Origin of the sequence: Saccharopolyspora sp. 7B (assembly GCF_020177435.1) — a bacterium.
Taxonomy (GTDB): Bacteria; Actinomycetota; Actinomycetes; order Mycobacteriales; family Pseudonocardiaceae; genus Saccharopolyspora_C; species Saccharopolyspora_C gregorii.
Map to the genome: position 1 here is coordinate 88865 of NZ_JAIUKC010000014.1, position 14656 is coordinate 103520.

General features: G+C 73.8%; 16 protein-coding genes. All 16 read right to left on the reverse strand.

What is annotated here, in order from left to right; translation table 11 throughout:
• Positions 1 to 109: 109 nt before the first annotated feature.
• Entirely contained in the window at positions 110 to 703 is a 594-nt protein-coding gene (locus LCD33_RS02945) for a TlpA disulfide reductase family protein (protein ID WP_224977485.1), read from the reverse strand.
• On the reverse strand, positions 700 to 1329 hold the full coding sequence (locus tag LCD33_RS02950) for a histidine phosphatase family protein (RefSeq protein ID WP_224956988.1): 630 nt from the start codon (positions 1327 to 1329) through the stop codon (positions 700 to 702). Before LCD33_RS02950 ends, LCD33_RS02945 begins: the two co-directional genes overlap by 4 nt.
• Positions 1326 to 2663, reverse strand: coding sequence for a glutamate-1-semialdehyde 2,1-aminomutase (gene hemL, locus LCD33_RS02955; RefSeq protein ID WP_224956989.1), 1338 nt, complete (start codon positions 2661 to 2663; stop codon positions 1326 to 1328). The genes LCD33_RS02950 and hemL overlap by 4 nt, the downstream gene beginning before the upstream one ends.
• A 137-nt stretch (positions 2664 to 2800) precedes the next feature.
• Complete coding sequence (locus LCD33_RS02960) at positions 2801 to 3154, reverse strand: hypothetical protein (protein WP_224956990.1); 354 nt, start codon at positions 3152 to 3154, stop codon at positions 2801 to 2803.
• Between the two features lie 53 nt (positions 3155 to 3207).
• Entirely contained in the window at positions 3208 to 3657 is a 450-nt protein-coding gene (locus LCD33_RS02965; protein WP_224968254.1) for a DUF3093 family protein, read from the reverse strand.
• The gene (locus LCD33_RS02970) at positions 3650 to 4072 is read right to left on the reverse strand and encodes a hypothetical protein (RefSeq protein WP_224956992.1); all 423 of its coding nucleotides are present in this window, start codon (positions 4070 to 4072) and stop codon (positions 3650 to 3652) included. Before LCD33_RS02970 ends, LCD33_RS02965 begins: the two co-directional genes overlap by 8 nt.
• Complete coding sequence (locus LCD33_RS02975) at positions 4069 to 4626, reverse strand: hypothetical protein (RefSeq protein WP_224977486.1); 558 nt, start codon at positions 4624 to 4626, stop codon at positions 4069 to 4071. The genes LCD33_RS02970 and LCD33_RS02975 overlap by 4 nt, the downstream gene beginning before the upstream one ends.
• Positions 4627 to 4691: 65 nt before the next feature.
• Positions 4692 to 5372: a hypothetical protein gene (locus LCD33_RS02980; RefSeq protein ID WP_224968256.1), complete on the reverse strand. Its 681-nt coding sequence runs from the start codon at positions 5370 to 5372 to the stop codon at positions 4692 to 4694.
• A gap of 311 nt (positions 5373 to 5683) precedes the next feature.
• Positions 5684 to 6283 (reverse strand): hypothetical protein, encoded by a 600-nt coding sequence (locus LCD33_RS02985; protein ID WP_224956995.1) that lies wholly within the window; start codon positions 6281 to 6283, stop codon positions 5684 to 5686.
• Positions 6280 to 7269 carry a porphobilinogen synthase gene (gene hemB / locus LCD33_RS02990; RefSeq protein WP_224968258.1) on the reverse strand — a complete coding sequence of 330 codons (990 nt, stop codon included), beginning with the start codon at positions 7267 to 7269 and terminating at the stop codon, positions 6280 to 6282. The genes LCD33_RS02985 and hemB overlap by 4 nt, the downstream gene beginning before the upstream one ends.
• Positions 7270 to 7438: 169 nt before the next feature.
• A complete protein-coding gene (locus tag LCD33_RS02995) occupies positions 7439 to 8965 on the reverse strand; it encodes a bifunctional uroporphyrinogen-III C-methyltransferase/uroporphyrinogen-III synthase (RefSeq protein ID WP_224956997.1) in 1527 nt (508 codons plus the stop codon).
• Between the two features lie 14 nt (positions 8966 to 8979).
• Positions 8980 to 9918, reverse strand: a complete 939-nt coding sequence (gene hemC / locus LCD33_RS03000; protein WP_224956998.1) for a hydroxymethylbilane synthase — start codon at positions 9916 to 9918, stop codon at positions 8980 to 8982.
• Positions 9915 to 11324: a glutamyl-tRNA reductase gene (locus LCD33_RS03005; protein WP_224956999.1), complete on the reverse strand. Its 1410-nt coding sequence runs from the start codon at positions 11322 to 11324 to the stop codon at positions 9915 to 9917. The genes hemC and LCD33_RS03005 overlap by 4 nt, the downstream gene beginning before the upstream one ends.
• Entirely contained in the window at positions 11321 to 12184 is an 864-nt protein-coding gene (locus tag LCD33_RS03010) for a redox-sensing transcriptional repressor Rex (protein ID WP_374108023.1), read from the reverse strand. The genes LCD33_RS03005 and LCD33_RS03010 overlap by 4 nt, the downstream gene beginning before the upstream one ends.
• 354 nt (positions 12185 to 12538) lie before the next feature.
• A complete protein-coding gene (locus LCD33_RS03015) occupies positions 12539 to 12799 on the reverse strand; it encodes a glutaredoxin family protein (RefSeq protein WP_224957000.1) in 261 nt (86 codons plus the stop codon).
• Positions 12800 to 12844: 45 nt separating this feature from the next.
• Positions 12845 to 14374 (reverse strand): AMP-binding protein, encoded by a 1530-nt coding sequence (locus LCD33_RS03020; RefSeq protein WP_224977487.1) that lies wholly within the window; start codon positions 14372 to 14374, stop codon positions 12845 to 12847.
• Between the last annotated feature and the right edge of the window lie 282 nt (positions 14375 to 14656).

The following is a 14656-nucleotide window of genomic DNA, read 5'->3' on the forward strand; positions in this document are numbered from 1 at the left end:
CGAACGGGCGGACGTCGCGTCCTCGTCCCGGAGCAACGGGCCGGAACCGGCTCGCCGAAAACCCACGAACCCGCCGGGAATGCGCACGAATGCGGGCTCGTGGAAAGGGTCACGCCGCCGGTTCGGCCGCCACCTTCTGCACTTCCGGCAGCAGTTCGCTCTCCAACATTTCCGTGAGGAAAACCGCCGTGACCCGGTGCTGCCGATCCAGAATGATCGTGGACGGCACGGCGCTGCGCGGATAGTTCTTCAACGACAACAGCGAACGACCGGACGGATCGAAAATCGAGGGATACGTCAAACTCCGGTCGCGGTGGAAATCCGCGGCCGCGGAACGGCTGTCCCGCACGTCGACGCCCAGCACCTGCACGCCCTGCGGCCCCGTCTTGTCCTGCACGGCCTGCAGGTCGTCGGCCTCGGCGCGGCACGGGCCGCACCAGGAACCCCACAGGTTCACGACCACGACCTTCCCCTCGTAGTCGGAGAGGCCGATCCGCTTCCCCTCCTCCAGGAGGCTGTCGCCGCTGAGCTTCGTCAGCTTCTGCCGCTCCGCCTCCGGGTAGAAGATGCGGGTCTGCCCGCCCGGCGAGACGAAGGTGAACTCGGTGCCCTGCTCGACGGCGTCCTTGCCCGCCGTGGCGCAGCCGCCGAGCAGGCCGAGCACCGCCACCGACAGCGCCGCGCGGGCCAGCAGCCGCCTCATGCCCCGGTCACCCGCGGATCGGTCTCCCCGGCGGGCTCCACGTAGGCGACGCGCACCAGCTGCTCGTCCCGGAACACCAGGCTCGTCAGCGAGGCCAGCGAGCACTGCCTGCTGCGCGGGTCGTGCCACATGCGCTTGCCCTCGACGAACCGGCGCAGCGTCCAGATCGGCAGCTGGTGGGACACGCACACCGCTTCGCTGCCCTCGGCGGCGGCGCGGGCGCGCTGCGCGGCGCCGAGCATGCGGTGCGCGATCTCCACGTACGGCTCGCCCCAGGACGGCTCGAACGGGTTGCGCAGCTTCGGCCAGTGCTGCGGGGAGCGCAGCGCGCCGTCGCCGACGGACACTCGCAGGCCCTCGAACCGGTTCGCCGACTCGATCAGCCGGTCGTCGGTGTCCACGTCCAGGCCGAACCCGGCGCCGATGGGGGCGGCCGTCTCCTGCGCGCGCTGCAGCGGGGAGGCCACCACGTGCCGCACGTCGCGGCCGGCGAGGAAGTCGGCGACCAGCTTCGCCTGCTCCTGGCCGCGGTCCGAGAGCCGGTAGCCGGGGAGCCTGCCGTAGAGGATCTTCTCCGGGTTGTGCACTTCGCCGTGGCGCAAGAAGTGCACGATCGTCTTGGTCATGCCGCGGGCTCCTCGGCCGCGGCGGCAGCGGCCGCGGCGTGCGGGGCGGCGTCCGCGATCCGCTCGAACGCGGCCTCGTCCATCGCCGAGTTCACGAACCACGACTCGAAGGCGCTCGGCGGCGGGTACACGCCGCGATCCAGGAACGCGTTGAAGAAGGCCGGGAAGCGCCACGCCTGCTGGGCCCGGGCCTGCTCGAAGTCCACCACCGGCGATTCGGTGAAGAACACGCTGACCAGGTTGCCCGCGAACGACACCCGATGCGGCACGCCGGCCTCGGCGAGCGCGGAGCCGAGCAGGTCGCCGAGGCGCGCCGCGTTCCGGTCCAGCGCCGCGTAGGTGGCGTCGTCGGCGGCCCGCAGGTTCGCCAGCCCGGCGGCGACGGCCACCGGGTTCCCGGCCAGGGTTCCCGCCTGGTAGACGGGACCGGACGGGGCGAGCAGCTCCATCACGTCGGCGCGCCCGCCGAACGCGGCGGCGGGCAGGCCACCGGACATGACCTTGCCGAAGGTGTAGAGGTCGCCCGCGACGCCGTCGAGGCCGAACCAGCCCGCGGCGGACACGCGGAACCCGGTCATCACCTCGTCCATGATCAGCAGTGCGCCCGCCGAGCGGGTGATCTCGCGCAGCGCGGCGTTGAACCCGGGCTGCGGGGCGACCGCGCCCATGTTGCCCGCGGCGGCCTCGGTGATGACGCAGGCGATCTGGTCGCCGAACTCGGCGAACGCCTCGCGCACCGCGTCCACGTCGTTGTACGGCAGCACCACGGTGTCCGCGGCCTGCGCGCCGGTCACTCCGGGGCTGGTGGGCAGGCCGAGCGTCACCACGCCGGATCCGGCGTCGGCGAGCAGCGAGTCGACGTGCCCGTGGTAGCAACCGGCGAACTTCACGATCTTGCTGCGGCCGGTGAAGCCGCGCGCCAGCCGCACCGCGCTCATCGTCGCCTCGGTGCCGGAGTTCACCAGCCGCACCTGCTCCACCGGCTCGACCCGGCGGATGATCTCGGCGGCGAGGTCGATCTCGCCGACGCCCGGGGTGCCGAAGGACAGGCCGTCCACCGCGGCCGCCCGCACCGCCTCGACGACGTCGGGGTGCGCGTGCCCGTTGACCATCGGGCCCCAGGAGGACACGAGGTCGACGTACTCGTTGCCGTCGGCGTCCCACAGGTAGGCGCCCTCGCCGCGGACCATGAACCGCGGGGTGCCGCCGACGGACCGGAAGGCCCGCACCGGGGAGTTGACGCCGCCCGGCGTCACGGTGAGCGCTCGGTCGAACAGCTCCGCCGACCTGGTCGTGGTGTGCGGACTGGTACCGCCAGGAGTTTCGGCTGTCACTCCCCCAGTCTGACAGGCCGACCCGGAACCTTCGGTGGGGCGTGGTCCCGCTGAGCAGGGGAACGGGTGGCGGAGCCTCAGCGGCCCCCGCACTGCGGGATCGATTTCACGAGTGGCTCCGCCACCCGCCGTTCCGGTCAGTCCCGGCGGGCTCGGGAGCGGCGGACCGCCCAGGCCAGCATCAGCTGGCGGACGGCGTCCACCAGCAGCACCGCGGCGAGCGTCGGGGCGGCGATGCCGAGCGCCGCCCGGTCGCCGAAGATCCTCGTCGAGCGCATCGGCAGCCCGGTCGCCCCGGGCACCTCCACCACCAGCTGCGACCGGTCCCACAGCCACCAGGCGGCCACGACCAGGGCGACGGCGAGCACAAGTTCGACGGCCGCCACCACGGCCCGCCACGGCTGCGCCAGCCCGCCGCGGGGTTCGGGCGCGTCCGCGGTGTTCTCGCTGAGCATCGGCTCGTCGGCCGACCACGGTTCCGGGAACGTCACGGCGAAAGCGTCTCACGCACCGGGCCGCGCACGGCACCGGCTCTCCGGGCCGGTCAGCTCTCCGGCAGCAGCGGGCGCAGCTCGTCGAGCAGCGTGGCCGGGTCCTTCGCCCAGGCCAGCACGACCGCGTCGTCGGATAACCGCAGCGGGATCTCCCCGGTGCCCTTCGGCGGGGTGAAGCCGCCGCCGAGGACCCGGGTGCCCAGCGGGGCGCCCACGTCGGTGATCGCCGCGATCCGCTGCACCGGCAGGTCCTCGCGGCCCACGGTCAGCACCTCGGGCGTCAACCGGACCGCCAGCGCGCGGCGGCGGGCGTACACCCACAGCACGGTGGCGACCGCCAGCGCACCGGCCAGCAGGATCCACACCGGCAGGTTCACCCCGCCGGGGGTGAGCAGTTCGACGACCAGCCCGGTCAGCGCGAACCCCGGCCCCCACAGCACCGGCCACCAGGTCGATCCGGGCTCGGCGTAGAGCACCGGGCCGCTGTCGGCATCACTCATGCTCGCCGGTCACCCACTCCGTACTGGACGTCGTCCAACTGCACCAGGCCGCGGCGCCGCCGAGCACCAGCACGATCAGGTCGGCCGCCGCGAACGAGCGGCTGCCGAGCACCGTCACGACCTGCACCACCAGCAGCACGCAGACCCCGATCCTGGCCCACGGCCTGCGCCCGCGGATCAGCACCCCCGCCAGCGCGTAACCCGCGGCGAACACGACGGCGAGGCCGGTGTTGAGCAGCAGCAGGTCCAGCGCCGCGGCATCCGCCCGGTCCGGCGCGGCCGCACCCGCTTCGACGAGCCGCCGCCGCAGCGCGTCCCGGTCCGCCCAGGAGAACGCGGTCTGCACGAGCAGGAACGCGGCCAGCGCCGACCACAGCCCGACCGCGGCGCGGACCGACCCGGGCGGCCCGCTCACCGCCCGGACCCGGCGGGCCGGAAGTACCGGTTCGACGCGGGCAGCCGCACCAGCACCAGGAACGCGAGCATCGCCAGCAGCCCGACGGCGTTCTGCGCGTGGCCGAGCGCCACCACCCCCGCGGGAACGGCGAGGGCGGGCTCGCCGGTGACCAGGCCGCCCACCGAGTAGAAGACCCAGATCCCGGCGAAGGTGCTGAGCACGACCCGCGCCCAGCCGCGCCCGGCCCGCAGCGCGAACCCGAAGGCGATCCACAGCGCGGTCAGCGCGACCATCACCAGCACCGCGACGACGAAGACGACCGCCCCGATCCCGGCCACCGCCGCGGCGACCTCCGGATCATCCGCGCCGACCGCGTCGGCCAGGAAGCCCCGCGCCAGCACCGAGCCCACCGCGTGCAGCGCGGTGACCAGCAGCGGCGCCAGGACCGCGAGCCAGAACGCGGCCACCACGGTCCCGGGCCGGGCGGGCGGCGGAGCGGGTTCCGACGGTGGACCGAGCGGCGGTGCGGCCGGGGCCTGCGGACCGTGCCGGGGATCGGGCGGTGACGTCACTCCCGAACAGTAGGAATCGGGCGAGATCGCTGTCCACCGGGTTCACCGGAAACAGCGGGTGGTGATCAGCTGCCGCTGAAGTGGTCCCGGGTCGAGGGCAGGTGCATGCACACCAGCGTCGCCACCAGCGCCACCGCCTGCGCGACCTCCAGACCGGTCAGCAGCGGCCCGTGCGAACGGGTGCCGACCAGCGACAGCAGCGTCGACACCGCCCACACGAACGCGACGGAGGTGAGCGCCACCCGGGCCCAGCCGCGGCCGCGCCGCAGGAACAGCACGAGCAGCCCCCACACGGCGGCCAGCAGCGCGTAGAACACGATCATCCCGGTGGCGACGCCGTAGTACACGCCGGAGATGTCGCCGTCGTTCGGCAGGAACGAGTCGGCCTCGCCCATCGCCTGCACGATCAGGTCGTCGGTGGTGGCCAGCCGCACGCCGAGGATCACGAACGCGATCACCACGTCGGCGATGCCGAGCAGGCAGGCCGCGGACACCGCGCGCGGCCTGCGGACGGGGGACGTGCCCACCCACACCTGCCCCGCCGTGCCGCCGAACGCGACGGGCCGCAGCGGTGGCGAGGTGAACGGCTCGGGCTGCGGCGCGGCACCGGGCGCGGCGGGCCGGGTGCCGGTGATCCGGCCGCCGGACACCTCGGAGTCGGGCAGCAGGCCACCGGTCGGCGGGTGCTGCTGCGCCGCGGGCTGGCCGCCCTGGTCCTGCCGGTCCGGGTCCTGCGAGGCTGTCACGTCATCGAGCCTAGATCACGCACGCCGTCCGGCGCCGCGACGAAGCCCCCAGAGCGGACGATCCGGGCGAAGGCCCGCCACCCGCCACCGAACCGGCCAGGCGGTTCGTGCCGATTCGCTCCTCAGCGGCGGAGCCGGCTGAGCCGCCGACCACCCACGCAGAACGACCACCCGCGGGCTCTCAGCGGGACTCTCGCGAGGACGGCCTTTTCCCTCGTGGCGGAGCCACTCGGGACAAAGATCCGGCAGCGAGAATCCCGCTGGGGTTCCGCCACCCCGGTGCTACGCGGCAAGAGTTCGGAGACCAGAGGTCAGCGCAGGAACGGCCCCGGCGGTGGCGGTGCCCACTGCTGCGGGGGCCGCGGCCGCCGGGTCGCCCGGAAGTACCGGTTCGTCTCCGGCAGGTACATCAGCACCAGCGCGGCCAGCTCCAGCGCGGTCACCAGCACGCCGAAGACCACGTCCGAGGTCTCCACCCGCACCTGGGTGATCCGCAGCAGCTCCGCCTGCCCGATGCTGGACATCAGCAGCAGGGTGCCCAGCGTGCCGAACGCGCCGAACCCGGCGAACACGGTGAGCACCACCCGCGCCCAGTTCTTGCCCTGCGTCATCCGCAGCGACAGCGACACGTACAGCGCCAGCACCGCCAACAGGTACAGCAGGTCGAACATGATCAGCGCGTTGATCTGGTCGTCGAGCTGCGTCTGCGACAGGTCCGGCAGCGCGGTGCGGAGCTCGGTCGCGAGCGCGCGCCGGTCGCTGAGCCGCACGTACGCCCGGACCAGGCCGAGCAGCGCGGCGGCGATCCACAGCCAGCGGGCGATGTTGAGCGGGGTGGGCAGCGGCGGGCGTTCGGCGGTCGCTCCCTCGCCGGTGCCGCCGACGCGGTCGGGGTGCTGCGGGTGCGTCACCGGATCCCCAAGCTCTCCCGGTACCACTGCGCGGCTTCGGTGGCCCAGTAGGTGAGCACCACGTCGGCACCGGCGCGGCGGATGGAGGTCAGCGTCTCCTGGACGGTGCGCTTGCGGTCCAGCCAGCCGCGGGCCACCGCGGCCTCGATCATCGCGTACTCGCCGGACACCTGGTATGCGGCGACCGGCACGTCGGCCAGCCCGGCCACGTCCCGCAGCACGTCCAGGTAGGACATGGCGGGCTTCACCATCACCATGTCGGCGCCCTCGGCGAGGTCCAGGTCCGCCTCGCGGAGCCCTTCGCGACCGTTCGCCGGGTCCTGCTGGTAGGTGTTGCGGTCCCCGCTGAGCTGCGAGTCCACCGCCTCCCGGAACGGGCCGTAGAAGGCGGAGGCGTACTTCGCGGAGTAGGCGAGGATCGAGGTGTCCTCGAAGCCGGTGACGTCGAGCGATTCCCGGATGACGCCGACCTGCCCGTCCATCATCCCGCTGGGGGAGATCACGTGGGCGCCCGCTTCGGCCTGCGCGACGGCCATCTCGCCGTACACCTGCAGGGTGCGGTCGTTGTCCACCACGCCGTTCTCGTCGAGCACGCCGCAGTGGCCGTGGTCGGTGAACTCGTCCAGGCAGGTGTCGGCCATGATCACGGTCGCGTCGCCGACCTCGGCGGCCAGGTCGCGCAGCCCGGTGTTGAGGATGCCGTCCGGGTCGACGGCGCCGGAGCCGGTGGCGTCGTGCTCGGCGGGCACGCCGAACAGCATCAGGCCGCCGACGCCCGCGGCGACCGCTTCGGACGCGGCGCGGCGCAGCGAATCGCGGCTGTGGTGCACGACGCCCGGCATGGAGCTGATCTCGACCGGTTCGGCCAGGCCTTCCCGCACGAACATCGGCAGCACCAGGTGCCGCGGCTCCACGCTCGTCTCGGCGACCAGCCGCCGGACGGCGGGGGTGCGGCGCAGCCTGCGCGGGCGGTGCGACGGGTACATCGACGAGCTCCCTCGTGGCGAGGAGGGGCGGCCGCGGGCGGCCACCCGCTCGGATTGATCTTCGGGCGGGCACCCGCGCCGGGTGTCCGATTCCTCCCCCGTGAGCCTGCCAGGGCGGGAGACGGCGGTGGCCCGGACCCCGTGGTCAACGAGATCCGGGCCACTCGGCTCAGCTGCGGCGCGCCCGCTTCGCCTTCTTCGGCGGCGGCAGCGCACCTTCGGCGCGCAGCCGGGCGGCGTGCTCGGCGAGCGCGTCCACCAGAGCGGGCACCTGCGCCAGTTCCGGCTGCACGTCCACCCGCAGGCCGAACTCCTTGGCGGTCTCGGCCGTGTTCGGGCCGATGCAGGCCACCAGGGTCCGCGCGTGCGGCTTGCCCGCGATGCCGACCAGGTTCCGGACCGTCGACGAGGAGGTGAAGCACACCGCGTCGAACCCGCCGGTCTTGATCATCTCGCGGGTCTCGGCCGGCGGCGGCGCGGCCCGGACCGTGCGGTAGGCCGTCACGTCGTCGATCTCCCAGCCGCGCTCGCGCAGTCCGGCGGCCAGCGTCTCGGTGGCGATGTCCGCCCGCGGCAGCAGCACCCGGTCCACCGGGTCCAGGATGTCGTCGTGCGGCGGGAAGTCCTGCAGCAGGCCCTCGCTGGACTGGTCGCCCGAGGGCAGCAGCTCCGGCGTGATGCCGAACGAGCGCACCTTCTCCGCGGTGGACTCGCCCACGCAGGCGATCTTCACACCGGAGAACGCGCGGGCGTCCAGCCCGAACTCGCGGAACTTCTCCCACACCGCGCGGACCGCGTTCGTGGAGGTGAACACCACCCACTGGTAGCGGCCGTCGACGAGGCCCTTCACCGCGCGCTCCATCTGCGCGGGGCTGCGCGGCGGCTCCACCGAGATCGTCGGCACCTCGTGCGAGACGGCGCCGTGCGACCAGAGCCGCTCGCTCATCGAACCGGCCTGCTCCTTGGTGCGCGGCACCAGGATCTTCCAGCCGTACAGCGCCCGGGACTCCCACCAGGACAGGCCCGAGCGGTCGCCCACGACCGAACCGATCGTCACGACCAGCTGGCCCTGCAGCTCACCGGCGTCGGCGGGCAGCGAGGCCAGCGTCGTGTCGATGGTGCGCTGCGAGACCGTGGTGCCGGAGGAGGTCACCGCCACCGGGGTCTGCGCGGTCAGGCCGTGCTCCATCAGCGCCGAAGCGGCCTCGGCCAGGTGGCTGCCCGTGGTGTGCAGCACCAGCGCGCCGGGGGCGGCGGCCAGCGCCGCCCAGTCCACCTCGCCGCGCACGTCGACCTCGGTGTGCCCGGCGCCGAGCGCGACTCCCGCGTAAGCGGGGACCGCGCTGCCCGGGGACACGCCGGGGACCACGTCGAAGGCCGCACCGGTCTTGGCGACCTCGCGGACCTCCCGGACCACGGCGTCCACCGTCATCGGATCACCGGCGACGAGCCGGACCACCGAGCGGCCGGTGTCGGCCTCCTTCGCCAGGTCCTGCGCGACCTCGGCGGGTTCCCCCGCCGCCGGGCGCGACTCGGCGCCGTCGGCGGCCAGCGCCAGCACGTCGGCCGGCACGTCGGGGTCGGTCACCACCAGCGACGCGGTGGTGAGCAAGTACCGGGCCCGAACGGTGAGCAGGCCCGCATCCCCTGGGCCGGAGCCCACGAATGCGACCCGTCCGGGGCTCTTGCGTGTCATCAGCGCACTCTCCATCAACTACTACCGGGACCGCTGAGCAAAGCGTCCCTGGCATCGAGCAGCTCGGCGGCCAAGGCCAGGCCCAACTGCTCTGCGGCGGTCGTCTCACCAGTGGCGGAGGCGCGCACCAGGCGGTTCTCGTCGGTCGCCATGACCCCGCGAACGGACAGCCGCTGCGCCACGCGCCCGTCCTCGTCGAGGTCCTCCACCACTTCGGCCAGCGCGCCGATCGGCGCACTGCAGCCTGCCTCCAGCGCAGCCAACATGGCGCGCTCGGCGGCCACCGCGGCGCGGCTGGCCTGGTCGTCCAGAACGGACTGGAGCAGGTGCTCGGTGTCCACGTCGTCGACGCGGCATTCCACAGCCAGCGCGCCCTGGGCGGGCGCGGGCAGCATCTGGAGTGGATCGAGCGATTCCGTGATCACCGCGAGCCGGCCGACTCTGGCCAGCCCGGCGCGGGCGAGCACGACGGCGTCCAGCTCACCGTCGGTCACCTTGCGCAGGCGGGTGTCCACGTTGCCGCGGATGCCGCGCACCTCCAGGCCGAGGCCGAGGGCCTCCAGCTGGCTGGCGCGGCGCGGCGAACCGGTTCCCACGAGGGAGCCCGGGGGCAGTTCACCGAGCGTCAGACCGTCCCGCGCCACCAGCGCGTCCCGCGGGTCCTCGCGGACCGGGACTGCGGCCAGCGACAGCCGGGGGTCTTGTTCGGTCGGCAGATCTTTGTAGGAGTGCACGGCGACGTCGACCTCGCCGTTGGCGAGGGCCTCGCGCAGCGCCGAGGTGAACACGCCCACGCCGATCTCGGCGATCGGCGCCATCGAGCGGTCGCCGGGCGTGGCCACCTCGACGAGCTGGGTGGGGTAGCCCGCGGCTTCCAGCTGCTCGGCGACCATCCCGGTCTGGGCCATCGCGAGCGCGCTGCCGCGCGTGCCGATGCGCAGCGTCTTGTTCACCGGTCTTCACCGTCCTGTTCCGCCCCGTCCTGGGCGAGGGGGTCCCGCAGCAGCGCCTGCGCCGAGTGCGCGCCGGTCACCGGCACGTCCTCCGCGGAGCGGGGCGTGCGGATCGCGGTCGGCGCCTGCGGGTCCAGTTCGAAGAGTTCCCGCAGCGCCTCGGCGTAACCGGAGCCGCCGGGAACGGATGCCAGTTCCTTCACCCGGACCGTGGGTGCGTGCAGCAGCTTGTCCACGACGCGGCGCACCGTGCGGGACAGCTCGTCGCGCACCGGTCCGTCCAGTTCGGGCAGCCGCGAGTCCAGCCGCAGGAGTTCGGAGTCGACGACCTCGGCGGCGCGCTTGCGCAGCGCCGTGACCGTCGGGGTGACCTCGGCGGAGCGCTGCGAGGCGAGGTAGCCGCGCAGCTCGTCGGCGACGATCGCCGCGGCGCGGTCGGATTCGCTGCCGCCGCGCTGCGCGGTGAGCCGCGCTTGCAGGGTCTCCAGGTCGACGACGGCGACGCCGGGCAGCTCGGCGACCTCGGGCGCGGTGTCCCGCGGCAGCCCCAGGTCGCAGAACAGCAGCGGCTGGCCGCTGTCGTCCCGGTCCCGCACCGCGTCGGCCACGACGTCCTCGGTGATCACGGCACCGACGGCTCCGGTGCAGGTCACCACGAGGTCGGCGGCGGCGATCGCGGAGCCGAGCCCCGCGAGCTCCACCGCGTCCGCCGGGATGCCCTCGGCGCGCAGCGACTCGGCGAGCCGGGCGCCGTTGGCGGCGGTGCGGTTGGCGATGACCACGGAGCCGATCCCGGCGCGGCGCAGTTGCGCGGCCGCCAAGCCGCCCATGGAGCCCGCGCCGACGAGCAGCGCGCGCTTCCCGGCGACACCGCCCAGCAGCGCTTCGGCGTCGGAGAGGGCCTCGGAGACCACCGAGGCACCGGCGGCGTCGATCTCGGTCTCGGCGTGCACCCGCTTGCCGACGCGCAGCGCCTGCTGCGCCAGCTCGTGCAGCGTGCGCCCGACGGTGCCGGCCTGGTCGGCGACGCCGTAGGCCTGCCGCAGCTGGCCGAGGATCTGCGCCTCGCCGACGACCATCGAGTCCAGCCCGGCGGCCACGGAGAACAGGTGCTCCACCGCGGCACCGGCGTAGTGCACGTAGAAGTGGTCGGCGAGCTCGGCGACCTCGGCCCCGGCCTTGCGGGCCAGCACCTCGGTCACGTCGTTCAGCCCGCCGTGGAAGGTCTCGGCGACCGCGTACACCTCGACGCGGTTGCAGGTGGAGACCAGGAAGGCCTCGCTGATGTGCGGACGGCCGAGCAGCTCGTCGAGGACCTTGCCGACCTCGTCGGCGCCGATCGCGACCCTCTCCAGCACCCGTACCGGGGCGCTCCGGTGGGAGAGCCCGACGGTGAGCAGGTTCACGGCCGAACCACCATCCCGTCCACATCACCGCGCTCCGGCGCGGAATCGGAGTTCCCGTTCCCGTTCGTCCCGCCGCCCGGCGGACCGGCGTCGGTGCCGGCCACGCCGGGCACCACCATCGCCTCCTGGTTCCGGCGCGCGACGTGGAAGGACAGGATCTGCATCTCCACGGCCAGGTCGACCTTGCGCACCTCGACGTGCTCGGGGACCTGCAGGACGACCGGGGCGAAGTTCAGGATGCACACCACGCCGCCTTCGACGAGGCGATCGCAGACGTCCTGCGCCCCCTCGGTGGGCGTGGCGATGACGCCGATGGTGACCTCGCGCTCGCGGCAGACCTCGACGATGTCGTCGACGGAGCTGACCGGGATGCCGCCGACCGGCACGTCCAGCAGGTCGGGGTCGAGGTCGAACAGCGCGGCCACCGGGAAGCCCCGGTTCAGGAAGCCGCCGTAGTTGGCGAGCGCGTGCCCCAGGTTCCCGATGCCGGCCACGGCGACGCGGTGCTTCTTGGTGAGCCCGAGCGTCCGCTCGATCTGGCCGATCAGCACCGCCACGTCGTAGCCGACGCCGCGGGTGCCGTAGGAGCCGATGTAGGACAGGTCCTTGCGCAGCTTCGCCGAGTTCACCCCGGCGAAGGCGGCGAGCTCTTCGCTGGACACGGTGCCGGTGCCGCGCTCTTCGAGGCCGGACAGCACGCGCAGGTACACCGCGAGGCGTGCGACGGCCGCTTCCGGAATGGCCCGCGCCCGTTCCCGGGCGGCGGGGACCGCGATGGATTCGGCGGGTGACCCTGACCCGGACGGGACGTCCGCCGGCTGCCCGGCCTCGTCCCGTTCGCCCTCTCCGTGGGCCGTCACTGGCTCTCCCTCGACCTGACTTGGTGCTGCTCGTCCGCCGCGCTCGCCGGCCGAGCGGCGCACCGGAGTGGAAACGGGGTGCGAACCGCCGACCTCGATGACACGGCTCGAACTCCACCGTAGCCATTTGTGAAGACATGCACAAAGTTCCCCGACGTCCGCACCAGCGGCCGCCGGACCACCCCGCACCATGATGTCGGATGCGCCCCCCGCCAGCCAAAACGGCTGGTCAGAGCGACGATATCGGTGTCATCGCGCGGCTTCCGAGGCGTTTTCCGCCGCGCAGCCGACCTCCCGGCCCGCCGCCCGGTGCGAAACGACACACCGGTCGGCACCGGGCCGGTGCACGGCGGGTCAGCGGCTGAGCGCGGCGCGGAGCCGGGCGGGTTCGACCTTCCAGTAACCGTGCTCGACGCCGTCCACCAGGACGACCGGCACCCGGTCGCCGTACTCGGCGCGCTGCTCGGGGTCGGCGTCCACGTCCTCGATCGCCCACGGCACGTCGAACTCGGCGCACACCTCGCGGACGGCGGCGAGCGCCTCGTCGCACAGGTGGCACTGCTCGCGCACCAGCAGCGTCACCGCGTGCTGCCCCGATTCCCCGGTTCCCGGCACTTCCGACCTCCTCCAGCGGACCTGCCCCCAAGGTAGCGGGACCGGTCAGGCCGGCGGGGTGCGGAGCGTGCGGCGGGCGATCTTGCCGGTCGGCGAGTGCGGGAGCTCGGGGGCGAAGCCGACCTCGACGGGGACCTTGAACTTGGCGAGCCGGGCCGCGCAGTGCGCCCGCACCGAGTCCTCGGTGAGCTCGGCTCCGGGGCCGGCGACGACGACGGCCCGGACCGCCTCGCCGCGCGCCTCGTCGGGCACGCCGACCACGGCGGATTCGACGACACCGGGCAGTTCGGCGAGCACCGCCTCCACCTCCCGCGGGTACACGTTGAAGCCGTTCACGATGATCAGGTCGGTGGCGCGGTCCACCAGGTGCAGGTCGCCGTCGGCGTCGAAGTAGCCGACGTCGCCGGTGCGGAACCAGCCGTCCTGGTCCGGTCCGTGCGCCGCGTCCGGCCAGTAGCCGCGGAACAGGTTCGCCCCGCGCACCGACACCCGGCCGGTGTCGCCGTCGGCCTCGTCGATCGGGGAGCCGTCGGTGTCCACGAGCCGCAGCTGCACGCCCGGCAGCGCGCGGCCCACCGATCCCGGTTTGGCCCGGCCCCCGGCGAGCGTGGTGGTCAGCACCGGCCCGGTCTCGGTGAGGCCGTAGCCCTCGAACACGTCCAGCCCGGTCGCGGAGCGCACCGCGCTCGCCACGTCGGCGCCCAGCGGGGCCGCGCCGGAGGTCAGCAGCCGCACCGTGGACAGGCCCTCGCGGAGCCGGTGGGGTTCCAGCCGCAGCCACTCGCGGTACATCGGCGGCACGCCCACCACGCCGGTGACCCGGTGCCGCGAGATCGCGGTCAGCGCCTCCTCGGCGTCGAAGCGCGGCAGCAGCACGGCGGTGGCGCCGACGGCGGCGACCTGCAACATGCCGGGGCCGAGGCCGAAGGCGTGGTACATCGGCAGCGCGAGCAGCACCCGGTCGGCGGCGTTGACCGGCATCGGGCGCAGCCGCCCGCACTGGTGCACGTTCGCCAGCAGCGCCGCGTGCGGCAGCATCGCGCCGCGCGCCGGCCCGGAGGTGCCGGAGGTGTAGCAGAGCACGGCGAGGTCGGCGGGTTCCCGCGGCAGCTCCTGCTCGGCGCGCTCCTCGCCGGTCGGCGGGTCGAGCTCGGCGATGCCGCCGAGGTCGCGGACGGCGGTGCCCGCCGGAGCACCGCCGCGGACGAGCAGCGCGGCGCCGCTGTCGTCGAGGACGCGGCGCAGCTCCGGCGCGGGCGCCGAGGGCGGCAGCGGCACGGCGACGGCGCCGGCCCGGAACGCGGCGAACAGCGCGACGCAGAACTCGAACCCGGTGGGCAGCGCCAGCGCCACCCGGTCCCCGGGCCGCACGCCGGCCTCCCGCAGCCGCCACCCGTAACCGGTGCAGGCGGCGTCCAGCTCGGACCAGCTCATCCGGTGCCCGGCGAGGTCGATCAGCGCGGGGTGGCCGGGTCCGCGCTCGGCGGCGGCGCGCACGAGGTCGGCCAGGTTGACGTCGGGCGCGGGGGCGCCGGTCCGGCCGGTGACCGGGGGCGGGCACGCTTCGGTCGACATGGCGCACCTCCATCGCCGTCCCCGCGGCGCGTCCGCGGCCGGGGGTGTTCGACATCACTCAACCGCGTCGGGGGGCGGCGGGGCAACCGCGATGAATCCGAAACCTCGGAGCACTACCTACTTATGAGTAACAACACGTATGCTCCGGCGGAACCACCTGGTTCCACTTCACAGCACCAGACCAGCACGCCCCCGGTGATCCGCGGCTCGCGCAGCACCGCGAACGGGTCACCACCACGGCAGGAGGTCGGTCGAGACAATGCTCAGCACGCTGCCCACCCC